The organism is Amphritea sp. (genome assembly GCF_050300915.1).
GTDB lineage: Bacteria > Pseudomonadota > Gammaproteobacteria > Pseudomonadales > Balneatricaceae > Amphritea.
Genome location: NZ_JBNKYN010000041.1, coordinates 12,821 through 36,663 on the forward strand (window position 1 = coordinate 12,821; position 23,843 = coordinate 36,663).

Genomic DNA, 23,843 nt, shown 5'->3' on the forward strand with positions numbered 1-23,843 from the left:
GCAACTCGTTATAACGGGGCTGTCGCCTGAAAATGCATCGCATCGCGCCCCCAGAAAGCACCGGCAGCCAGCCAGCCCTCCTGAGCAAAGCACTCCATAACCTCTATCGGCATTGACGAATTCACCGGCCATGAGGTTTTATTACCATTTCTGCCGGCATTGATATCGATGGCGTTCATCCAGGCGTGCATCGACCAGGAGTTCAGACTGTTACGCTTTAAGCGGGGGTTGTAAAGCCCATTGTAGATAAGAATGCCGGCCTCCTCGCGGGACGCATTATCGGGATAGACCTCTGCCAATCGTTGAAAAACCCGCAACAGACTATCGGCACATTTTGCATGCACCCAGAGGGATTTCACCGGTTTATCATCGTAATAGAGCGTAAATGGCAGCGTAATTTTCTCACTGGGCGGAGTGTAATCCTGATCACCATGGGGGCCATAAAACTCGGCAAACTCCGGCGAGCCTTCAACCGGAAACGGATGGGGAGAGGGCATCATATTCTTCAGGTGTTGCTGGCAGGCCGCAATACTCATCGGCCCCCAGAAGCCATCCCCCAGGGTACCCACTCGTTCCTGCAGCTGGACAATTTCTGCTCGTCTCATGATCAAGACTCCTCTTCTTCAAGTGATGAAATCTGACGTCAGAACGTTAAGCCGGCGTGACTATAGATGACTGATTTCAAGCAACCGCTGACTGACGATCATGACAACTTATTTCTCGTTTTCATGTTTGCCCGAGAGCTGCCCCAGCACATAGCCCGCAATCCCACTGAGAATTGCACCGGTAATATTACCTTCGAGTCTGCCCGCCAGGCTTAACACCACGGTGGCAGCAATAACGCCCATAACCGTCACAGTTTTAAAAAATGAAGGGCTCTTGAGAATATCCATGACATTTGACTGAGATTTAGCCACCGAGTGCCAGAACAGCCCCCACATCGCCACTAATCCCACCGTTGCCAGAATGGAAAGGCCGACGATATATTCAGGTTTTAATTGCACCGCTCCCACTGAGATTTCGTCCATCATTGCTCCCTTCAACCGACTCAACTTTATTGAGTGTAGATGGGATTTAAACATTTGTTCAAAAATCTATGATGCAGAGGACGACCACAGCGAGGGGAGAAAGACCGGCCTGTATGTCATACAGGCCGGGAAAGCAGATCAGATATTGACGCCGAAAACCAGATTGGCCAGCAGAATGAAGAGCCCGAAAGCGACCGCGATAGCGACCAGATTCAGCAGAAAACCAGCACGCACCATATCCCGCAGTTCCATCAGCTCGTAGGAGAACACAATCGCATTAGGTGGCGTGGCAACCGGCATCATAAATGCCATCGAGGCTCCCAGCGCCACCGGTACGCAGAGCAATACCGGGTCTAACCCCAGACCAACAGCCACTGCCGCCAGTATCGGCAGGAAAGTCGCGGTTGAAGCGGTGTTTGAGGTGATTTCGGTAAGATAGACGATAGCCACCGTCACCAACAGTATCAATATCAGGGTGCTGACATCAACACCAGCAACGGTGTTACCGATCCACTCTGCCAGACCGGTGCCTTTAAAACCCCCAGCCAGCGCCAGACCACCGCCGAACAGCAACAATACGCCCCAGGGCACGTTACGGGCCGCTTCCCAGTCCAGTGCAAACTCACCTTTCGTGCGGGAAATAGGCACCGCAAACAGTACCAGTGCGGCCAGCAGTGCGATCATAGTGTCATCCAGCGGCAAGCCGGTCAGATCAACGATAAATTTGCGGAAAATCCAGCCTAGCGCGGCACTCAGAAAAACGATCGCAACCAGTTTTTCACCGCGGGACATGATCCCCAGCGCAGCCAGTTCCCGCTGTACCACAACACTTGGGTCATCTATCGCGATCTGATGAGAGGGAAACAGAAGTCGTGTCAACAGCAACCAGGTGATCGGCAACATAATGGCAACCACCGGCACTCCCAGCAGCATCCAGTTAAAAAAACTGATCTCGATGTTGTAATTGCTCTGCAGAAAACTCGCCAGCAGCGCATTCGGCGGGGTACCGATTAATGTCCCCACACCGCCAATCGAGGCACTGTAGGCGATCGCCAGCATCAGGGCCACGCCGAAATTTCGCACCATCTTTTTATCATCGGTCTGCTTCGCCACGAAATCGATCACCGACAGGCCCACCGCAAACATCATGATCGTGGTAGCGGTATTCGAGATCCACATGGAGAGAAAGGCAGTTGCCAGCATAAAGCCCAGAATGATTCTGGCAGGCGAGGTACCCACCCGGCTGACAATTTGTAACGCGATGCGCCGGTGCAATCCCACATGTTGCATCGCCGCCGCCAGCAGAAACCCGCCAAGAAACAGAAAGATCAGCGGATGCCCGTAATTAGCGGCCACGGGTTTAATCTTGTCGATGGAAAACAATGGCATCAGCACGATAGGCAGTAGTGCCGTCGCCGGAATCGGCACCGCCTCGCTCAGCCACCAGATCACCATCCAGGAAGCCATTGCCACCAGACGCCAGGCCTCCGGCGGCATACCGGAAGGAGCTGAGAGCATCAGAATGATCGCCGCCACAACCGGCCCGCCCAGTAAGCCAGCCAATCGCAGGCCAGTTACCGGCGACCCTTCAGGTTCTGCGCGATCCTTATAATCAGGATCGCGGCGATCACCGGGGGATAGAAAGTCTTCATCATGAGCATGGACGCTCTTGTCATCGTTTGTCATCGGATTGTATCTCGCTGAGTGGCAGACGTATTAAACGGTTATTCACACTGTCTGTAATCTTAGCCGGGTTCGTGAAAAGAACATATTAAGCTCATTAAACCCCCGAAAAAAAACGGTATTCAGGAAAAATGAGAGAACCTGGCCTGAGGTGAAATAAGGCGGTTGCAGGATAATAAAGAGTCCGCCTATAGTAAACCGAAAGACTGAATATAATACTATTTCTCAGCCATTTGCTGATATTGCACAACCGGGGCATCAACCGCTGTCAGCCCCAGGCGTTGCAAACGCTAAGCGGAGCAATCCAATCAGCGCATCTGAAACAGTTCCTGATGGAAGTGTTTTGCGGAGAACCCCTTAGCAATAAACGCTTTGCGTAATGACTGCCCAAACTCTGCCGGACCACAAAACCAGATGCTTGAAGTACTCCATTGCGGTATCGTTGCGAAAATCCGGTCACTGTCCAGACGCCCATCTTTACCGCTTACGAGCAAGTGCAGTGTAACCCCGGCCGCCGCGGCATCTTTGGTCAGCTTATCGATTGCTGTCTGGTCAAAATCAGCCGTCGGATGAAACAGATCAATCGGTTTATCTCCGGGGGTTTTCGCCAGCTCTTTCATGCGCGCGATAAAGGGGGTAATGCCGATACCAGCTCCTATCCAGATCTGCCGTGGCGGTGCATCGTCAAAGTCGAAACAGCCATAAGGCCCCTCGACGGTGACCGGCATACCGGTTGTCAATTGCTCCCGTAAACGCCCGGTATGATCACCCAGTGCTTTGGTAATAAAGACGATACGCCGCTCATCAGGGTTCCAGGCCGAGGCGATGGTATAGGGGTGTGCCCCCTCCCGCGGGTTTGAGGTTACAAAAGCGAACTGTCCGGCGGCATGCCCCTGCCAGCCGGTTTCAAGCACCACCTCGGTTTCCAGCACTTGCAGACCATCATAGTGGCTAAGACTGTTGATGGTTCCCTGCACTTTTCGGCCTTTACCGATCTGTCCGGTCAGCGCCAGCACGGCAGCCACAGTACCACCTGCCAGCAGTAACGCCATAAGAATACCGACCGGTTGCATCCAGTATTCAAACTTAAGCAGCACCACTGAGTGATACGCCAGCACCAGATAAGCGATAGAGATCAGTTGATGGGTTTTAACAAACAGGTGATAGGGAAAACGTTTAATCAGCGCCAGCACCATCAGCACTGCGGCGGCATAAAACGCCCACTCGCCCACCGACTCAGCAAAGCCCCGCTGGCTACGCAACAGTCCCTCAATAAGTCCAAGGGTTTCCTCTGGTCTGTGACCACGGACGGGCTTCTCCAGCCAGCCCCAGCCAACCATCCATTTCGATCCCTGAGCCATCCACCAGTGCACCACTGATGCCACCAGTGCCGTAATGCCTAACCACTTGTGCAGTCGATATGTCTTATCCAGACCATCCAGATAGCGCTCCAGCCATTTAAGGCGTAGCGCCAACACCATGGCGATACTCATCACCCCTATCGCTATTACCCCACTGTACTGAATAAAGACAGCGCGAAAGGCGAAATAACTGAAGGGTTCAGGAATCAGGGTATCTGCCAACAGCCACAGAGCGGTAAACACCAACAACGAGCCAATATAGAAGAGCTTAATCTGTTTCATAGTGCAGATCCTTGGGTAGTTCAGACAAAAAATTCCATTTTTTATGTGGCGGATGCACAGCGGCATCTTCAACCAGTAACGTTCGGAGGCACAAGCTGTCTGGCAGATACTCTGCAAGCAACTGCTAACAACTTAACCCGCCCCATTATTTTACTGGTGAAGGGCTTCCGGGATGAACCCCTGCTTAGGTAATGTTGTGTAAAGTTTTGCGAAGAAAGTACCGGGGCTCAGATTGCCCCGGTAGCGGGTTGATCAGAGAGCAGAACGATAGATCGCGGCAACTTCCGCATCTTTCAGGGTGCGCGGGTTAGTCAGACGACATACATCTTTCTGCGCATTAGCCACCATCGTTTCAATATCACCTTCTTTAACACCCAGTTCAGACAGTGTCCGCGGAATACCTACATCCTGTCCCAGTGTTTCAATGGCATCAATTGCCAGAAGCGCAGCATCACGCTCTGACAGCCCGTCGGTCACTTCGCCCAGGGCATCAGCAATATCGGCAAAGCGTTCCGTAGCGGCGATCATGTTAACCCGGCAGACATGGGGCAGCAGCAAAGCATTACACACCCCGTGCGGCAGGTTATAGAAGCCGCCAAGCTGGTGTGCCATCGCATGCACATAGCCCAGACTGGCATTATTGAACGCCATACCCGCCAGATATTCAGCATAGGCCATCTTGTCCCGGGCGACCATATCATCGCCCCGGGCAACCGCTTTACGCAGATACTGACCAATCAATCGGATCGCCTGCAAAGCGCAGGCATCGGTAATTGGAGTGGCGGCAGTGGAAACATAGGCTTCAACCGCATGGGTCAGGGCATCCATCCCTGTTGCCGCCGTCAGCGCTGGAGGCATATCGACCATCAGCTCAGGATCATTGATAGCAACATCCGGAGTCACCCGCCAGTCAACAATTGCCATTTTCACATGATTGGAGGTATTGGTAATGATAGTGAAACGGGTCATCTCACTGGCGGTCCCGGCGGTAGTGTTCACCGCAATATAGGGCGGCAGTGGAGCTTTCGCCTGATCAACACCTTCATAGTCATGGATTGATCCGCCGCTGGAGGCTACCAGACCGATCCCTTTACAACAGTCATGGGCACTACCACCGCCCAGGGAGATCAGCATATCGCAACCATGCTCCAGATAAACAGCCAACCCCTCAGCAACATTATTATCGGTCGGGTTGGGCACGGTATCATCATAAACAACACTCTCAACCCCCTGGCTACCCAGCAGCTCAGTCAGCCGGGCTGTATACCCCAGAGAGGTCATCCCTTTGTCTGCAACCACCAACGGTTTACTACCTCCGAGCATCTTCACTCGTTCCGGCAAACTGTTAAAACACCCCGGCCCCATCAGCGATACATTAGGTACAAAAAACGCTTGTGTAGTCATAATCTTAACCTCAATAAAAAGATGAAAATCAACAGATCTGTCCGGTACGCTCTGATCACCGGAGACGTTCTTATTTTTGACAGCAACTATAGCCGAGTGCTCAGCCGCGGGTGTTGATCTGAGCCATTGATACGCAATTAATTTTCCATTCGGCCAATCCAAGACAGCATAAGACCCGGTTATTTACTGCTATCAATACTGCTACAATCACTCTCCGGCCTCACCAGATACAGTACGCTCTTGAACTACAGCTCTTGAACTACAGCCCTTAAAACAGGACCAGCATTTTTATGAATAACTCGACGGTGCATTTTATAACCGTATTCATGGCCTTTTTTGCCATTATGAATCCTGTTGCCAACTCATCGCTGTTTATTGGCCTGACGGATGATTTTGATAACCGTACACGCCGTTTAATCGCGATGCGCTCGGTTATCGTAGCGTTTCTGATCGTTGCGCTCTTTGCCATCGGCGGGCGTCAGATTTTCTCCATATTTGGTATCACCCTGCCCGCCTTCAGAATCGCCGGGGGCATTATGATCGCCTTAATCGGTTATCACATGTTGCAGGGAGAGCACTCCAGCATTCACACGCCAAGCCGCAGTGATAATGAGAAAAGCGCTGATTCATCAATCGATATTGCGATCACCCCTCTGGGCATCCCCATTCTTGCAGGCCCAGGAACCATTGCCACGGCGATGAACTTCGCAGCCGAATCAACCCTGAGCGAGATATCCCGGGTCATGATCGCCTTCGGTGCGATGTGCGTCCTGACCTTCATCGCCTTTATTGGTGGCCAGTGGCTGGCACGTTATTTAGGCCAGAATGCGATAAAAGTGGTTTCCCGGCTGATGGGTCTGATCCTCGCTGTCATCGGTGTACAGATGCTGATTGAAGGCATCCGCGGTGCGATCGCAGGGTAATGACCGCAACGCCTGAGGATAACAGATCACTGCGGTAACCCAGCCGTCCTGAGTGGACGCTAATACAATCGCCCAACGATAGAATTTATGCAGACATCGCGCTTAAATTAGTTAGAATACAGGGCGTTGAAAAACTAAAGAAGATGGAACAATGACAATCCTTGGGATCGATTTGGGCACAACCAACAGCGCTTGTGCAGTATGGAAAGATGGTAAAACAACGCTTATCCCCAACCAATTAAATGAGTATCTGACCCCCTCTGTCGTCGGCATAGACCAGCAGGGTGAAATTCTCGTCGGCCTGTCGGCCAGACATCGCCTGATCAGTCACCCTGAAAACACAGTTGCAGTATTTAAACGCTACATGGGTACCGATTACTCGATCAATCTGGGTAAACGTAGTTTTACCGCCGCTGAACTCTCCTCGTTGATATTACGCAGTTTAAAAGAAGATGCCGAAGCCTATCTGGGAGAAACGATTACCCAGGCCGTGATCAGTGTTCCGGCATATTTCAACGATGTTCAGCGCAAGGCAACGAAGCTGGCGGGAGAACTTGCTGGACTTCATGTTGACCGGCTGATTAATGAGCCCACTGCGGCCGCGATGGTTTACGGCCTGCATGATAAGCGCGATGGCGTACAGTTTCTTATCCTCGACCTGGGCGGCGGAACCTTTGACGTTTCACTGGTTGAGTACTTCGATGGTGTGATCGAGGTGCATGCGTCTTCGGGTGATAACCACCTTGGAGGGGAAGATTTTCTGGAGATGCTGGTTAATCATTTCTTTGAAAAAACCGGTATTGCTAAACGCTCGCTGACGGCTAAGGAACTGCAACGCGTCTATGAAGTGCTGGAAGGTGCCAAACGAAAACTAAGTTCTGAACGCGAAATTGTCATCGAGCAGGCCGTGAAATCACAGCAACTGCCTTTTAGTCTGAGCCGTGAAGAGTTTGATCGTATTGTTCAACCCTTGCTTCACCGGGTGCAACTACCGATAGAACGGACACTGCGTGATGCCGCAGTCAGCCCCACCGAGATTGACGAAGTCGTCCTGGTCGGCGGCGCAACCCGGATGTTTGCCTTCCGCTCACTGATTACCCGCATGTTTCGGCGTATGCCCGCAGCAAATATTGACCCTGATCTGGTGGTCGCGATGGGCGCTGGGATTCAGGCGGGCCTGAAGCAGAAGCACGCCGATCTGGATGATGTGGTTCTGACCGATGTATGTCCTTATACACTGGGTGTAGAAATTCACAATGAGGGTGATAAAAATGATAAACATGGCGGCCTGTTTATGCCGATTATTGAGCGCAACTCAATAGTGCCAGTCAGCGTTGAACGCACACTTTATACCGTGTGTGACAACCAGAAAATAGTCTCTATCAATGTCTATCAGGGTGAAAGTCGTCTGGTTAAAAACAACGTCAATCTCGGCGAGCTTGAAGTCAGAGTCCCCCCTGCCAAAGCCGGGGAAGAGTCTCTTAACGTACGCTACAGCTACGATATGAATGGTTTACTGGACGTTGATGTAACGGTCAATTCAACCGGCCTGACCCAGCACACCACTATTATCAATTCAGCCAGCGGGTTAACTGATAAAGAGATCGAAAAGTCCCGGGAGAAACTCGCTAAATTAAAATTCCACCCGCGCGAACAAGCAGAAAATCGCGTCTTAATTGCGCGGGCAGAGCGTCTCTATGAATGTTCACTGGGCGACAAACGCGATTACATCAGTCATCTGCTGTCCCGTTTTGAACAAGTACTGGAAAAACAGAACCCTGTTGAGATTAAAAAGGTGGCGGCTCAGTTCAGTGAAGTCCTCGATGATCTGGAAGAAGATAACCTGTTCTCATGAGTGACTGGCAGATACTGGGTATCGATAACACAACCGACCTGAAGGTTATCAAACGCGCCTATGCGGCCAAACTAAAGGTCACTAAGCCAGATGAAGATCCGGAAGGTTTTAAACGTCTGCATGCGGCCTATAAACAAGCGTGCCAATTTGCCAAAAACACCGCGACTGCAGACAAACAAGTCGTTCATCAACGAGTTGAAGAACCACCTGAGATTGAAACTCAAAGGGTTGAGACTCAGCCAATTGATAAGAGTATTACTACCGCTGAACAACCCCAGAGTGAAGAGTATCTTGAATTTGTTCTAGACGCCCCTGAAGAGCCGTCAGAGTATTCCCGCCAGGACTATCGCGACGTTCAACCGTATCAGCAGGAACTGGAGGGTATAGCCAGTGCTGACCGGGACGCAGAGCATGCTTTTTTAAAACAACAATGGCTGGAAATCACGGTAAACGTTGATGAGATAACCGCCAGCGACAAGAGCATCAACGAGATCGAAGCATGGGCATTCCTCAACGACAGAGAAGCGTTACTGGATATCCAGTTCAAATCAGAACTATCAGACTATACTTTTGGCTCTCTTGCAGACCATCTTGGCAAGACAGCCAAGCCGGTGCTTAACCACGCCGTTTTTATGTTTCTGGATAACCTGTTTCAATGGAGTGATCGCAGAGATCTGCTGGAAGATGAGTTTGGTCATGAAGCGGTTGAAACCGTGATGCAGGCAGTCGCTATCGTCAAAGAGCCACTTTTTGAATGGACATCGCCCAAAGTGCATGTTGGGGAGATGGTTCCCTGTCATTATTTCTCGCGATTACTCGCCACGCTTCTCGATTGGCTGTTACTGGGATTCATTGCGGTTCTATTAAGTAAAATGGGTGTGCCTCTACTCAGTACAGACAACGATGGTGGAATACTCGATTTCATTGGTGGTGTTTTATTCTATCTGCTATTAGCCCCGGTGATGGAAGCATCACCTCTGCAGGGAACCCCGGGCAAAATTCTGTTTGGCATGAAAGTGGTTGATAAGCAGGGCAAGAGACTCAATATCCTGCACACATTACTGCGCTCTTTCATGTTTATGCTGGCGTTAATCACCTTCAAGGTGACGATCTGGATAAACATCTTCTTCCGCGATCAGCGCCTGTTACATGATCGCTTTAGTTATTCCAGAGTAATTGAACGCTGATTCAAAAGAAGATGGAATGATAAACCGAAGCGACTCTTACAAAAAAGCTCCCTCACTATTCTCTGCGTAGTTACGTCCGGTTGTATAAAGGGTCACTTTGCGAATATTCCGGGGAGGCATGCCCCCCGGAGTATAGAAGACTTAACGGTTTGCTTTAAAATCGGTCCAGAGGCGGCTGGTAACCCGGTCTATCTTCTTCGGCATCACCTTCAGAGAGAACAGCTTCTCTTTGACCTCTTCGCTTGGGTAGATAGTAGGGTCACTGGTGATCTCTGCATCAATCAAAGGGATAGAAGCCTTATTGCCGTTGGCGTATGCGACATAGTTTGAAACTCCGGCAATGACATCGGCGCGCAACAGATAATCGAGCAGTTGATGAGCCAGTTCAGGGTGCTTTGCATCGGCTGGGATAGCCAGCATATCAAACCAGACGGCGGTGCCCTCTTTGGGAATAGTATAGGCAACCTTGACACCGTTACCTGCTTCCTCCGCCCGGGTTGCCCCCTGCAGAATATCCCCTGACCAGCCTACCGCGACACAGATATCACCATTGGCAAGATCATTGATATATTTTGATGAATGAAAGTAGGTGATATAGGGGCGCACAGAGGATAGCAGCTTACCTAACTCAGAATCGCTTTTGTAATCATCTTTATCCATGCTGTTAGGGTTTTTACCCAGATAATTGAGTGCGATGGGTAAGATCTCTGCTGGCGCGTCCAATAGTGCCACACCGCAGGAGGAGAGTTTTTCCAGATTTTCCGGCTTAAAAATCAGATCCCAGCTATTCACCGGGGCATCGTCTCCCAGCGCTTTTTTTACCTGATCAACGTTATAACCAATCCCGGTAGTGCCCCACAAATAGGGTATGCCATAGCGATTACCCGGATCGACCTCACTCAGCACCTTCATCAAACCTGGATCAAGATTTTTATAATGCGGCAGTTTTTCACGATCCAGCTCCATGAACACTCCCGCCATAATCTGACGCCCCAGGAACTGTGAGCCAGGCACTACAAGATCATAACCCGAACCACCCGCCATCAGTTTGGCTTCCAGCACCTCATTACTATCAAACACGTCATAGGTGACAGATACACCGGTTTCTTTTTCAAAATTCGTCAGCGTATCAGGGGCAATATAATCAGACCAGTTGTAGAATTTGATCGATTCATTTGCGATAACCGGGGTCGATACTGACACGGCCAGTGCAGCGGCAAGACCTAACTTCTTCAGATTCATGTTATTGCTCCATCAAAAGGTGCTTTCGATGACGCCATTTCAGCAGTCATATCGCATAAGCATTTACTTGTTAATACCGTAGAACGGCGCTTATCAGATCCATATCATTTATATTTTTTATTCTGGCTGCTCCTCTGATCAGGGGACACAGCACTTAAGCTTCTCAGACTGCCACAGTATTTTCTGTGGTCATGCAAAATATAACCCGTCATCCAAACCAGCTGTCTGACCTAAACTTCGCCTCCAGTAAATTATTTATTATCAATAACTTAATCAATCTTTTCAGGGCTTGATATACCATCCCCAGGGTTCGTCACTGCGATAGGTTGTTATCTGTTTTGTTTCCAGATAATTGTTCAATCCCCAATGGCCCAGCTCACGCCCGATTCCGGATTGTTTATAGCCTCCCCAGGGCGCTTCAGTAAAGGTTGGCTGAGAACAGTTGATCCAGATAATACCGGACCTCAGTTGACCCGCGACTCTCTCACATCGGTCATTGTCCCTAGACATCACCGCGGCAGCCAGCCCAAAACGGGAGTTATTCGCCATACGTACAGCAGCCGTTTCGTCGCTAAAGGGTTTGACACACACCACCGGGCCAAAAATCTCCTCCTGCCAGACCGCGCTGTCCTCCTGCATGTCCACCAGCACCGTCGGCTGCAGATAATAGCCGGTGGTTAACGATGCCGGACGTTTACCGCCACAGGCGATAGTCGCCCCCTCAGCCACCCCCTTTTCAATGGCCGCCAGTACTTTGCAATACTGACTTTCATTGACTAAAGGACCGAGCAAAACCCCCTCTTCATCACCCGGACCAAGGGTAATCTTATTGGCCTCTTCAACCAGACGCGCTAACAGTTGCGGATAGATCGCCTCTTCCACCAGCACCCGCGATGTTGCCGAACAGACCTGCCCCTGATTCCAGAAGATGCCAAACATAATCCATTCAACAGCGGCTTCAATATCGCTATCGGCAAACACAATAAACGGTGACTTGCCGCCCAGTTCCAGACTGATATTTTTTATCTCTTTGGCCGCCGCCCGCATGATGGTGGATCCGGTTGGCACCGAACCGGTAAACGCCAGTTTATCCACACCGGGATGCTCTGACAGCGCGCGGCCAGCATCCGTACCAAAGCCGGTGACAATATTCAGAACACCCGGCGGTAACGCCACCTCATCGACAATCTCAGCTAACACCAGCGCCGTCAGTGACGTCACTTCAGAGGGTTTCAACACCATAGTACAGCCCGCCGCCAGTGCTGGCGCAACTTTCCAGGCAGCCATTAACAGTGGGAAGTTCCAGGGAATAATGGCACCGGCAACCCCCAAAGGCTCTTTCACCGCTTTACAGCTGAAGCGCTCATCGGCCAGCGATATCACCTCATCAGAATCATCAAGCGACTCAGCCAGATCCGCATAATAACTGAAGGTGCCTGCAGCATCCTCAATATCCCATTCCGCTTCCGCATAAGGCTTGCCATTATCCATGACTTCCAGGCGAGCAAGCTCAGCCTTGCGCTCGGTGATCCCTGCAGCAATTTTTCGCAGTATTACCGCTCGCTCAGAGCCTTTCATCGCTGGCCAGGGGCCGTTATCGAAAGCCTCTCTGGCAGCCCTGACCGCAGTATCAATATCATCGGCGTTGGCCGCAACGATGTAATCGAAAACCTCCTCAGTGGCAGGGTTGATCACAGGAATACGCTCAGATGACATGGAATTAATCCACGCCCCGCCAATATAAAGCTGTTTTGTCATGCTCTTTCCCCGTACACGGTCTGTATTCAGATCGCCTGTGATTCAATCAACTACACAGGCTTTGTTGAGTGACCGACATTAATGAGTAGCCACCAGCTCTGACGCTTCGGCGATCACTTTGTATAGTATCTGCGCTATCTCGCTGATCTCTTTGCGCCCGGCGACCAGTGGCGGCGATAGCTGAATAACCGCTTCGCCGCGGTCATCTGTACGGCACATCAAACCTTCCTGATACAACCGGGGGGAGAGGAATTTGAACAGAACATTTTCCGCCTCTTCATGGGAGAAATGCTCTTTGGTTTGCTTGTTTTTAACCAGTTCAATACCGTAAAAGTAACCGGCGCCCCTGACATCTCCGACTATCGGCAACTCAAGCAACTTGTCCAGCTCACTTTTAAAGAACGCTTCATTTTCACGCACATTGGCTAACAGATTTTCGTTCTCATAGGCATCCAGGCAGGCCAGCGCCGCTGCACACGCCACCGGGTGACCGCCAAACGTAGAGCCGTGAAGGAACTGTTTCGTGTCATCCTCCAGAAAAGGCTTCATGAGAAAATCGCGGCAGATCATCGCCCCCATTGGCACAAAGCCACTGGTCAGTCCCTTAGCACAGGTAATAATGTCGGGCAGGTAATCAAATCGCTCACAACCAAACATATAGCCCAGACGACCAAACGCACAGATAACCTCGTCCGACACCAGCAGAACACCGTACTTATCGCAGACTTTTCTGACTTCCTGGAAATAACCTTCCGGTGGGACGATACAGCCACCTACATTCTGAATCGGTTCCAGAAATACCGCTGCGACCGTTTCCGGCCCCTCAATCACGATGGCACGCTCAATCTCTAATGCGCATTTTTTACCGTATGAAACACTGTCATCCTGATTGTTGTTGCGATACAGATCGGTGTTTTCCACGTGCCGGGCACCGGGAACCAGCGGCTCGAAGACATTTTTAATCCCCGTAGCACCGTTGATGGATAGCGCCCCCAGGCTGGTGCCATGATAGGCAAGATTGCGGGAGATCACTTTATATCGCCGTGGCTGACCAATTTCAGCAAAATACTGACGCGCCAGTTTCCATGCAGCTTCCACTGCTTCACCACCGCCATTGGTAAAGAACACCCGGTTGAGATCACCGGGGGCCAGATCGGCGATGCGCGATGCCAGCTCAATGGCACCGGGATGGGCATAACACCAGATTGGAAAAAAACCGAGTTTCTCCGTCTGCTCAGCGACAGCTCTGGCGATATCTGCCCGTCCGTGCCCCAGCTGTGAGGTAAACAGTCCGGCCAGACCATCAATGTAGCGCTTTCCCTGAGTATCATAGACATAACATCCCTCACCACGGGTGATAATGGGGATATCGTGATTCTTGTAAAATCCCATCCGGGTGAAATGCATCCACAGATGATCTCTTGCTTGCTGTTGTAATAACTCTTGATTCATAACATTCATATCATCACCCTGAAAACCTCCGCAGTGAAACAATCATCTGCGATCTGATCTGAATTTCAGTGTAGCGACAGGGCGACGTGTTCTATATACCCAACCTTGGTTAGATCGCATGAAACGGCAGAGGGATTAACGACAGAAGCTCTCACCTTACACTTTACCACCCGGCAGAGATTTGACTTTGACAAAGACATACCGTAGCTTCAAATGTCGTTTTTCCAGCTAAATTCAGGTTGATACCCAGTGGTCAGTGGTCAATTTAATCGGTTTGGAGAGCACCGATGAGCTCTCTTTCTCTTGCGTCAACCAGCGGTTTTGAACACTGGAATACTCAGTTAGCCCAGCTGGTGAAAAATCTGGGAAAGGAAACGTTTTTTCCCTGTTTAATAGCAACGCTGCGAAACGCAGTGAAAATCGATTATCCACAGGTGTGGATCTACCGCCGCAATAAAGCGCCCAAAGCGATCTATTTCGAAATTAGCCGGGAGGAACGTTCTGCGCAGATAGATTCCTATATTGATGGCTCCTATCAGTTGGACCCCTTCTACCTTGCCGCACTGATCAATAAAGAGTCTCCGGGTCTTTACCGGATAACCGAACTCAGCGCTAAGGGGTTTCAGCAAAGTGAGTATTACCGCAGTTACTATGCTGAATGTGACACTGAAGATGAGATCGTCTACATCATCGAAGCGGGTCAGGATGTCTGTCTGCAAGTCTCGCTGATGCGCAACAAAAGCTCATCTAAATTCAGTGATAAAGAATTAAAGTTTCTGCGCTGTATCGAAACCGTGATCAGAGAGCTCTGTCTGCATCACTGGGAGGCATTAACAACCTCCCAGGAGGAGCAGGATCTCAAGGTTGCGCCAGGATTTGAAAAAAGCGTTAACCTGGCATTTGATCTGTTTGGCCGCTCCGTATTAACCGGCAGAGAGAAAGATGTGTTGGGTCTTACACTGCAGGGCTACAGCACTCAGGCCTGCGCAGAACAGCTGAAAATATCGATAGAAACCTTACGCCGCCACCGAAAAAATATTTACGCCAAGCTGGATATCAACTCACAGGCAGAACTTTTTTCCCTGTTTTTAAGCTCGTTAAGCTGCTTTGAGCAGCAACCCAACCGTGACCCTCTGGAGCTCTACATGAGTAAACCCAGTCAGTCGGCTTAGCCTCCCAATGTTGCATCGACCTGGCGTTTTTCTCTGAACTAATCGGATCTCTCACATCGAAAGACATTGTTAATAAGCATTAGCGAATAAGTTCAGAGACTTCCAGAGTACCGTTGATACGCAGGAATGGGCAGCTTTTAACCGCATCAATAGCGCTTTCCATTGAGTCCGCTTCAATCAGGGTATAGCCTGACATAGCAGACACACTCCCCCGGCTAACACTGCCATCGGGGTTCACAGTACTGGTGGTTTTAAACGGAGTTGCTGGGTTCAGAACGGCTCTGCCAAGTGAATGAAGCCAGTCTTTATAGAGGGCGAAATGCTGCTGTCCCTCCTCCACTGTTGATGGCTTATCACCGCCGATATAGGTAATCATATACTGAGGCATATGTGCTCCCCTCTGATCGGAAAACGACTGAAGCATTAAATAAACCTTGCAAACACAGTGTAGCCGTCAGAATACCATTTAGCCTCATAAAACTACTTTTTATACTCTCTATAAACCACCTAACGTATTGAATCGAGACTGAAACACAACCCTATTGTGCCCTCTTGCCAACGCCGTTACTCTATCGGCAGAGTCAGCTGAAAACGCATACACAGCAACAAGAAGCTGCATTGAAAACAGAGCCATCCTCTGATCTGGAGAAAACCATGACGCCCACCATCTTTTTGCCCGGACTGATCTGTGATGCCGCAGTCTGGTCTGAGCAGACCGACTTTTTTGCCCGCCAAGGAATCAGCAGCCAGGTCATAGACTACGGTGACGCCAACAGCCTTGGCGCTATGGCCGAGATAGCCATAGCGCAGTCACCAGAGCAATTTATACTGATCGGCCACTCCATGGGGGGACGGGTCGCGATGGAGGTTGCCCGCCGTGCCCCTGAAAGGATATCCCATCTGATTCTCATGGATACCGGCTATCTGCCGCTGCACAACGGTGACGCAGGCCAGCATGAAGTGTCCGGGCGACTGGCGCTGCTGGAAACAGCCCGCCAACAAGGAATGCGGGCGATGGGTAAAGTGTGGATGCTGGGCATGGTGCTCCCGGAGCATTTACAGGACAGCCAACTCTGTGATGCTATTCTCGACATGATTGAACGGAAAACAGTGCAGCAATTTGAGCATCAGCAAACCGCATTGATCAAACGGCCTGATGCGACTGAGGTGTTGCGTTCACTAGAGTGCCCTACTCTGTTTATCAGTGGTGATCAGGACAGCTGGAGCCCGGTTGAACGTCACTATGAGATGGCGGAATTAGTACCCGGAAGTGAAGTGATTGCCATTGAGCGATCCGGCCATATGTGTACCATGGAGCAACCCCAGGCCGTCAACGAGGCTCTGATTCGCTGGCTGCAAGCTAATCCGGTTTAATGATTTTGCGGCAAATACTGAGCCAGAAGATTGCAGATAATCATCTTCAGGTCAGCCAGGGTGCGCTTAGCCCGGTCACCCTTTTGGTTCACCACCACCAGCATCACACTGTGGGTAACTTCAAGATAGAGACGCGCCAGCCGCTCGCGCTCTCTCAGGTGGCGGTTGATCCCCATTCGCTTGAACACTTCGGCCATACGCGAAATTTCCAGTTCATCGTGTTGCTCGTCCAACTCGCGCAGTTCCGGTACAGAAAACATCGCCTGCACCAGCGTCAGAATCGCTTTCTGCTGCTTATAGGTTTTCAGCTTCAGCCCGAGCATCTGCTCCACCAGCGTTGCCATCGGCAGCTCTTCAATCGACCAGCGGGCGATCTCATCCAGCGCGGCTTCAACGGTCTCCAGCCAGCGCGATCCCATTGCATAGAGAATTGCATGTTTATTCGGAAAATAGTGGTACAGGGAACCAACAGAGATGCCCACCTCTTTGGCGATCAGAATGGTATTCAGATCATCCAGACCAACCCGTTCAAGCAGTTCGCCAGTCACATCAATAATCTGCTTTGAGCGCAGCTTAGAACGCCCCTGCACCGGTGCATTTCGCGGGGCCAGATCCGGAGCTGTTTTTACCCGGCGATGTTCAGTCAACGTTATCTCCTGCCTGTATGACACAATGCCTCTGATTCAGCGACATCTCGATGGCGGGCATTATAGACTGATCTATCGCCGTTCTGAACAGATCGTTTACCACAACGCTCACCCGGCAGGGACAGTAATAGCCCTAAAAAAACCGGTCACGCAGTGAAAAATACAACATCCCCGCGACCAGACCCGGCCAGCGCAGTAACGTCCCCCCCGGAAATGTCGCGGTGGGCACGCGGCTGAAAATATCAAATCTCTCTGCTGAACCGCTGATCGCTTCCGCCATCAACTTCCCCCCCAGCGTAGCCAGTGCCACACCATGACCAGAATACCCCTGGGCAACAAACAGATTGCCATTGATACGATCGAAGTGTGGCATCCGGTTAAGGGTAATTGCCAACGTCCCGCCCCAGCCATAATCAATTTTCACATCTGTCAGCTCCGGATAGAACTGCAGCATGTAGGGACGGACAAAGTTAGCAATATCGCTGGGGAAACGACTGCTATAGTTTTCACCTCCCCCCCAGAGCAAGCGGTTATCGCCAGACAATTTAAAATAGTTGATAACGAAGCGGGAGTCAGCCACAGCCACATCATCACGATTGATCTTGCGGCATAACGCTTCGCTGAGCGGCTCGGTGGCGATAATAAAATTATTGATCGGCATGATTTTACCGGCAACCCGCGGCTCCAGCTTACCCAGATAACCGTTACAGGCCAACAGGATATACTTCGTTTTAACCACCCCCTGAGCGGTGCGTACCTCGGCATTATTACCACTGGTGTAACCGGTGACCCGACTGTGTTCATGGATCGTCACCCCAGCGTTTACGGCGGCCGAGGCTAACCCCAGCGCATAGTTAAGTGGGTGCAGATGCACTGCATCATCCCAGTACTCACCGCCATAATAACGTTGCGTCCCAAGCATCGCCTGTACTTCATCATCGGGCACAAAACGAATTTTGTCATAGCCAAGAACCTTGTGTTTATAAGCAACGCTGTCACGCATCTCTGCTACATGCCCGGGTTTGGCCGAGACATGCATCACCCCTTGTTTAAGATCACAGCTGATCTGATGCTCAGCGATCAGATCTTTCACCAGCTGTACTGACTCCAGAGACATATCCCACAATGAATCTGCCGCTTTCCTGCCAACTTTCTTAATCAACTCGGCATGCCCCATATTGTGACCCGGACACACCTGCCCGCCGTTACGGCCAGAAGCTCCCCAGCCGATGGTCTCACTTTCTAACAGGGTAACCGAATAGCCTTGTTGCGCCAGATGCAGAGCAGCAGAGAGACCGGTATAACCAGCGCCGATAACGCAGATATCGGCCTGATGCTCACCGGTTAATGCGGGATATTCAGGACTGGCATTGGCCGAGTCAACATAGTAGGACGGCTGCAATCGGTTAAGACTCATGAAACGGGTCTCCATTAAAAACATAAGTTACAAGCAAAACATCAAGACTGGTACATATTAGTAATCACCAGACCAACCATAAAAAACCTCATAAACCGAATAATAATTCTAATTTAAATGAACAACAAGCCCGAAAAACTGACACCAATATGAAATTCATGTTGATTTTTAAAATTCCATGAAATAACCTAAACCCGAATAATGTTTCGACTAATGACCCCATAACAGAGTACAGGTGAGTCACATAATCGAAATAGTATTCGAATAGTCTCGAAAAACACCCTGCTCTCAAATTCATAACTTCTATAGTGAATTGCAGGCAATCAGATAAACAATACGTATAGGTGATTTATGGAAGCCGTGGAAAGGTTTCTTAAAGAAAACGGTATAACCGAGGTCGAGTCGACCCTGCCGGACATGACCGGCAACGCCCGGGGTAAATTTTACCCCACTAAAAAATACCTGGCAGAGAAAGGAGGCAAGATCCCTGAGACTCTGCTGGTGCAAACCGTCACCGGCGAATGGGCGGATAATCACTATGATATTGTTGATCCGGCCGACCGGGACATGGTGCTGGTGCCCGACGCCAATACGTTGCGCCTGGTGCCCTGGGCTGATGAGCCGACGGCACAGGTTATTAATGACTGCTACACCAGCGATGGTCAGTTACACCCCCTATCCAGCCGCTCGGTACTGCGTCGGGTGCTTAAACTCTATGAGCAAAAAGGGCTGCGACCGGTTATTGCACCGGAAGTAGAATTTTACCTGATTCAGAAAAACACCGATCCGGACTACGAACTCAAGCCTGCAACAGGCCGTTCAGGCCGCCGGGAAACTGCACGCCAGTCTTATGGCATTGATGCGGTTAACGAATTTAATCCGGTTATCGATACGCTCTACAGTTACTGCGAAGCGCAGGGACTGGATGTTGACACCCTGATCCATGAATCCGGGGCAGCACAGATGGAGATAAACTTCCTCCACGGTGATGCACTGGACCTGGCGGATCAGGTGTTTGTCTTCAAGCGCACCCTGCGGGAAACCGCGATGAAGCATGATATGTACGCGACCTTCATGGCCAAGCCGATGCAGCATGAACCGGGTAGTGCGATGCATATCCATCAGAGTCTCATCGACATAAAAACCGGCAAAAATATCTTTGCTGGCGATGAGCAGAACCAGTTCTCCGAACAGTTTTACCACTACCTGGGCGGATTGCAGAAATACACGCCACAAGCGATCTCATTTTATGCGCCGAATGTGAACTCCTACCGCCGTTTTGCGCCGGATATTGCCGCACCGGTTAACTTTAAGTGGGGTATTGATAATCGCACCACCGGTCTGCGGGTACCTATCGCACCGCTGGAGGCAACACGTATTGAAAACCGGGTGATCGGCATCGACGCCAACCCCTACCTGGCCATTGCAGCCAGTCTGGTCTGCGGCTATCTCGGTCTGGAACAAAAACTATCCGCCACGAAGCCGGTAACAGACCTGGCCGCCGATGAAGATGATACCGTTGAAGTTGCCCGCTCCCTGGGTGAGGCGTTACATCTGTTAGAAGAGTGTCCTGAACTATGCGACATCATGGGCACTGAGTTCGTTGAGGCGTATCTGGGCGTTAAACGGGCTGAATTCGAAACCTTCCATGAAGTTATCAGCTCATGGGAACGTGAATACCTGTTACTAACCGTATAATCCTGAGCACAACAGCTTATAGCTAACGTCTCCTTAACCTGTGTCAGCACAGGTTAAGGAGCTACTGGATAAACTGCTAACCAAACTCGTAAACTCCGATGAGAGGCTCAACGTAATGACAAAGACCTTACCTTCCCTGATCAGAAAAGCGCTACAGATATCCACTTTCAGCCTGGTCGCTGCGACCCCGTTTGCCCAAGCGGAAGAGGTGCTGAACTTCTATAACTGGTCAGACTATATTGCTGAAGACACCCTGGCCAAATTTGAAGCTGAAACCGGAATCAAAGTGGTCTATGACGTCTACGACAGCAACGAGACACTGGAAGCCAAGCTGCTAGCCGGTAACTCGGGCTATGATCTGGTTGTGCCCAGCTCTCACTTTATGGAACAGCAGATAAAAGCCGGTATCTTCCAGCCGCTGCAAAAAGATAAACTCAGCAATCTGGGCAATCTTGACCCATCGCTCATGAAATTGCTGGCCAGCAAAGACCCCGGCAACCAGTATGGCGTCCCCTATCTTTGGGGCACAACAGGGATAGGCTATAACGAGAAGCAGGTGCAGGCGGTACTGGGCGAGGATGCCCCGGTCGACAGTCTAGAACTGGTATTTAATCCCGAGAATATGAAAAAACTGGCAGAGTGCGGTGTCACGTTTCTCGACTCGCCGGATGAGATGTACCCATTAGCACTACTCTACGCAGGACAACCGTCCACAGACATAACGAAAGCAAACCATACGAGTGATAGCCCGGCAGCCAATGCCCTCAGAGCTATTCGCCCTTACGTGCGCCAGTTTCATTCATCCCAGTATGTTAACGACCTGGCCAATGGCGATATCTGTGTCGCTATCGGCTACTCCGGTGATATTTTCCAGGCGCAAGCCCGGGCAGAAGAAGCAGGTAAGGGCGTAGAGGTCAGTTACAGCATTCCGAAAGAGGGTACTGAGATCTGGTTTGATATGTTGCTGATTCCATCCGACGCTAAACACGCTGAAAACGCACATAAGTTTATTAACTTCCTGCTGCGTCCTGAGATTATTGCAGAGATCACCAACTACGTCTGGTATGCAAATCCGAACCAGGCTTCTACCGATCTGGTAGACCCTGAGATAACATCCGATACCGCCATCTATCCTGATGCCGAAACATACTCTCGCCTCTATATGCCAGCAACGTTGCCTGCTAACATCGCCCGCGTACGCAGCCGTACCTGGTCAAATATCAAAACAGGCAACTGATCTGACACCCGGGTAAAAAGGTTTTACTCCGTATTACCGCCCTCACCGGGCGGTTTTTTTGTCCGCATTGACTCTCCCCCTTATCGACCCCTCCAATTGTGCACGTTGCACAGCATACTATTCGTCAGGTTTACATTCATCTTCCCTGATGAGTATTCTGTGGGGTTCTGATAAAATCAAATCATCGACACCAGGGATGATTTCGGCTGTCGGCCAAACCGTTTACACCGACAGATGATACGTTATGAAACAGATCCACCTACGAAAACCCTCTTTTATCCTGCTGAGTAGCCTGTTACTCGTTATTGCATTCTCAGCAATCAGCCTGATCAGCTACTATGTCGCCAATCGTTCCCTCAACCAGCACATCAAAACCAACACCCTGCCGCTGACCAGCGACACTGTCTACTCAGAAGTACAGAGGGACCTGCTACAACCGGTACTGGTCTCATCATTGATGGCTCAGGACACCTTTGTCCACGACTGGATTGCGAACGGCGAGCAGCACCCGGAACAAATGCAGCGCTACCTGAAATCGATTCAGACACGCTACAACGCTTTCACCGCTTTTTTTGTTTCAGAACGAACCACTAACTATTACCACACCAGTGGCATCATCAAACAGATATCGATAACCGATCCAGCAGATAACTGGTATTACAGCAGCAGCAAAACCCCAACCCAGTTCGACATCAACATCGATCAGGATACCGCTGACCGCTCCAGCACCACCCTATTCGTCAATCACAAAGTAAAAGATGAACAGGGCACATTTCTGGGTATTATCGGGGTTGGTCTGGCATCTACAAAAATAAAAGAGCTGATTGAGGTGTATCAGACACGTTATGGCCGCCAGGTCTATTTCATCGACCGCCAGGGCAAAGTCACTCTGCAGGGTAGCCAGTTCAACGGAGCTGAGGATATTCACAAGGTTGACGGGCTGCAGGACATTGCCCCCGTGATCCTGGCTCAACCGGGAGGCTCATACAGCTATAGCAACAGTGACCAGCAATATCTGATTAAGACCCGCTTTGTTCCTGAGTTAAACTGGTACCTGATTGTCGAACATACTGAAAAAAGTGAATCTCAAATTACCGCGACCCTATGGATCAACCTGGGTATCAGCCTGGTGGTTATTCTGATTGTCCTGCTATTACAACACTTTACCCTGGGCGGATATCAGCGGCGCTTAGAGTATATGGCAAATACCGACCCTTTAACCGGTACCGCCAGCCGACACGCCTTTGAGTCGATGTTACAACAGATCCTTAACTTTGCTGATCGGCACAAACATCCGGTTTCAACTATTCTGGTTGATATCGACAACTTTAAGATCTTTAACGACACCCGGGGCCACCTGATGGGCGATAAGATTCTGACCCTGGTAGCGAAAATACTGACCGGGAATCTACGCAAATCTGACAGCATTTGCCGCTGGGGCGGTGATGAGTTTTATATCGTACTGACAAACTGTAGCGAGGAAAATGCCCGACGGTTAGCAGAAAAGATGCGCCAGCAGATAGAGACTTCATTGAAGAATATAGACGACATGAGCCTTAACGTGACTGCCAGCTTTGGTATAGCTCAATACAATAGCCCGGAATCCAAAACTGACCTGTTCAACCGTACGGACAGAGCACTCTATCTGGCTAAATCAAACGCCCGTAACCGGGTCGAAACATCCCTCTCGCAGCCATCAGTAACCACCAGCCCTGCAAATAAATAAATTAAAGAGTTGATAATAAAAACTTAAATGTATATATTGAATGTGCTTGAAGATTCACCGTATTTTTATGCATCATTTCGAAGATCCTGTTTCAGCTTCTCGTCCTGTTTCCATAATGTATAGTAAAAATTCCTGCATCACCGCCATCTGATGGCAAAACATTATTTATAAAATAGGACAACTAACATGGCTACTGTAACCGGTACTGTTAAATGGTTTAACGCTGACAAAGGCTTCGGTTTCATCGAGCAGGAAAACGGCCCTGACGTATTCGCACACTTCAGTGCAATCCAGAGCAACGGCTTCAAAACTCTTGAAGAAGGCCAGCAGGTACAGTTCTCTGTAACTCAAGGTCAGCGCGGTCCACAAGCAGAAAACATCGTTGCTATCTGAGACC

General features: G+C 50.3%; 20 protein-coding genes. 9 read left to right on the plus strand and 11 right to left on the minus strand.

Going from position 1 to position 23,843, the window contains the following annotated elements:
* Window positions 1-8 precede the first annotated feature (8 nt).
* The 5 genes from ACQY8X_RS12120 to ACQY8X_RS12140 all read right to left on the minus strand — a co-directional run bounded on the left by ACQY8X_RS12120 (window position 9) and on the right by ACQY8X_RS12140 (window position 5,758).
* The gene (locus ACQY8X_RS12120; protein WP_428035404.1) at window positions 9-605 is read right to left on the minus strand and encodes a M15 family metallopeptidase; all 597 of its coding nucleotides are present in this window, start codon (window positions 603-605) and stop codon (window positions 9-11) included.
* A 108-nt stretch (window positions 606-713) separates the two neighbouring features.
* The gene (locus ACQY8X_RS12125; RefSeq protein ID WP_428035405.1) at window positions 714-1,028 is read right to left on the minus strand and encodes a hypothetical protein; all 315 of its coding nucleotides are present in this window, start codon (window positions 1,026-1,028) and stop codon (window positions 714-716) included.
* A 138-nt stretch (window positions 1,029-1,166) separates the two neighbouring features.
* Complete coding sequence (locus tag ACQY8X_RS12130) at window positions 1,167-2,714, minus strand: SLC13 family permease (protein ID WP_428035406.1); 1,548 nt, start codon at window positions 2,712-2,714, stop codon at window positions 1,167-1,169.
* A 305-nt stretch (window positions 2,715-3,019) separates the two neighbouring features.
* The gene (locus ACQY8X_RS12135) at window positions 3,020-4,354 is read right to left on the minus strand and encodes a ferredoxin reductase family protein (protein ID WP_428035407.1); all 1,335 of its coding nucleotides are present in this window, start codon (window positions 4,352-4,354) and stop codon (window positions 3,020-3,022) included.
* Between the two features lie 252 nt (window positions 4,355-4,606).
* Window positions 4,607-5,758, minus strand: coding sequence for an iron-containing alcohol dehydrogenase (locus ACQY8X_RS12140; RefSeq protein WP_428035408.1), 1,152 nt, complete (start codon window positions 5,756-5,758; stop codon window positions 4,607-4,609).
* A gap of 290 nt (window positions 5,759-6,048) precedes the next feature.
* Here ACQY8X_RS12140 and ACQY8X_RS12145 point away from each other — a divergent pair, with 290 nt between their 5' ends.
* The 3 genes from ACQY8X_RS12145 to ACQY8X_RS12155 all read left to right on the plus strand — a co-directional run bounded on the left by ACQY8X_RS12145 (window position 6,049) and on the right by ACQY8X_RS12155 (window position 9,723).
* Entirely contained in the window at window positions 6,049-6,681 is a 633-nt protein-coding gene (locus ACQY8X_RS12145; protein ID WP_428035409.1) for a MarC family protein, read from the plus strand.
* A 151-nt stretch (window positions 6,682-6,832) separates the two neighbouring features.
* The gene (locus tag ACQY8X_RS12150) at window positions 6,833-8,536 is read left to right on the plus strand and encodes an Hsp70 family protein (RefSeq protein ID WP_428035410.1); all 1,704 of its coding nucleotides are present in this window, start codon (window positions 6,833-6,835) and stop codon (window positions 8,534-8,536) included.
* Entirely contained in the window at window positions 8,533-9,723 is a 1,191-nt protein-coding gene (locus ACQY8X_RS12155) for an RDD family protein (protein WP_428035411.1), read from the plus strand. The genes ACQY8X_RS12150 and ACQY8X_RS12155 overlap by 4 nt, the downstream gene beginning before the upstream one ends.
* 141 nt (window positions 9,724-9,864) lie before the next feature.
* Here ACQY8X_RS12155 and ACQY8X_RS12160 read toward each other — a convergent pair whose 3' ends face one another.
* The 3 genes from ACQY8X_RS12160 to ACQY8X_RS12170 all read right to left on the minus strand — a co-directional run bounded on the left by ACQY8X_RS12160 (window position 9,865) and on the right by ACQY8X_RS12170 (window position 14,184).
* The gene (locus tag ACQY8X_RS12160) at window positions 9,865-10,965 is read right to left on the minus strand and encodes an extracellular solute-binding protein (protein WP_428035412.1); all 1,101 of its coding nucleotides are present in this window, start codon (window positions 10,963-10,965) and stop codon (window positions 9,865-9,867) included.
* Window positions 10,966-11,247: 282 nt separating this feature from the next.
* Window positions 11,248-12,723, minus strand: a complete 1,476-nt coding sequence (locus tag ACQY8X_RS12165; protein ID WP_428035413.1) for an aldehyde dehydrogenase family protein — start codon at window positions 12,721-12,723, stop codon at window positions 11,248-11,250.
* A 78-nt stretch (window positions 12,724-12,801) separates the two neighbouring features.
* A complete protein-coding gene (locus ACQY8X_RS12170; protein ID WP_428035414.1) occupies window positions 12,802-14,184 on the minus strand; it encodes an aspartate aminotransferase family protein in 1,383 nt (460 codons plus the stop codon).
* A gap of 278 nt (window positions 14,185-14,462) precedes the next feature.
* On the opposite strand from ACQY8X_RS12170, the gene ACQY8X_RS12175 reads away from it, so the two are divergent.
* Window positions 14,463-15,347, plus strand: a complete 885-nt coding sequence (locus tag ACQY8X_RS12175) for a helix-turn-helix transcriptional regulator (protein WP_428035415.1) — start codon at window positions 14,463-14,465, stop codon at window positions 15,345-15,347.
* 79 nt (window positions 15,348-15,426) lie between these two features.
* Here ACQY8X_RS12175 and ACQY8X_RS12180 read toward each other — a convergent pair whose 3' ends face one another.
* A complete protein-coding gene (locus ACQY8X_RS12180; protein WP_428035416.1) occupies window positions 15,427-15,735 on the minus strand; it encodes a YciI family protein in 309 nt (102 codons plus the stop codon).
* Between the two features lie 230 nt (window positions 15,736-15,965).
* Between ACQY8X_RS12180 and ACQY8X_RS12185 the strand changes: the two genes are divergently transcribed.
* Window positions 15,966-16,721: an alpha/beta fold hydrolase gene (locus tag ACQY8X_RS12185; RefSeq protein WP_428035417.1), complete on the plus strand. Its 756-nt coding sequence runs from the start codon at window positions 15,966-15,968 to the stop codon at window positions 16,719-16,721.
* On the opposite strand, the gene ACQY8X_RS12190 is transcribed toward ACQY8X_RS12185, so the two are convergent.
* Complete coding sequence (locus ACQY8X_RS12190) at window positions 16,718-17,368, minus strand: TetR/AcrR family transcriptional regulator (RefSeq protein ID WP_428035418.1); 651 nt, start codon at window positions 17,366-17,368, stop codon at window positions 16,718-16,720. The two genes, ACQY8X_RS12185 and ACQY8X_RS12190, sit on opposite strands and share 4 nt — an antisense overlap.
* Before the next feature lie 133 nt (window positions 17,369-17,501).
* Window positions 17,502-18,785 (minus strand): NAD(P)/FAD-dependent oxidoreductase, encoded by a 1,284-nt coding sequence (locus ACQY8X_RS12195; protein ID WP_428035419.1) that lies wholly within the window; start codon window positions 18,783-18,785, stop codon window positions 17,502-17,504.
* A gap of 351 nt (window positions 18,786-19,136) precedes the next feature.
* Here ACQY8X_RS12195 and ACQY8X_RS12200 point away from each other — a divergent pair, with 351 nt between their 5' ends.
* The 4 genes from ACQY8X_RS12200 (at window position 19,137) to cspE (ending at window position 23,839) form a co-directional block, all read left to right on the plus strand.
* Window positions 19,137-20,483: a glutamine synthetase family protein gene (locus ACQY8X_RS12200; protein WP_428035420.1), complete on the plus strand. Its 1,347-nt coding sequence runs from the start codon at window positions 19,137-19,139 to the stop codon at window positions 20,481-20,483.
* Between the two features lie 115 nt (window positions 20,484-20,598).
* Window positions 20,599-21,720 carry a polyamine ABC transporter substrate-binding protein gene (locus ACQY8X_RS12205; protein WP_428035421.1) on the plus strand — a complete coding sequence of 374 codons (1,122 nt, stop codon included), beginning with the start codon at window positions 20,599-20,601 and terminating at the stop codon, window positions 21,718-21,720.
* A 244-nt stretch (window positions 21,721-21,964) separates the two neighbouring features.
* Window positions 21,965-23,446: a sensor domain-containing diguanylate cyclase gene (locus ACQY8X_RS12210; RefSeq protein ID WP_428035422.1), complete on the plus strand. Its 1,482-nt coding sequence runs from the start codon at window positions 21,965-21,967 to the stop codon at window positions 23,444-23,446.
* A gap of 186 nt (window positions 23,447-23,632) precedes the next feature.
* Entirely contained in the window at window positions 23,633-23,839 is a 207-nt protein-coding gene (gene cspE, locus ACQY8X_RS12215; RefSeq protein ID WP_091353016.1) for a transcription antiterminator/RNA stability regulator CspE, read from the plus strand.
* Window positions 23,840-23,843 lie beyond the last annotated feature (4 nt).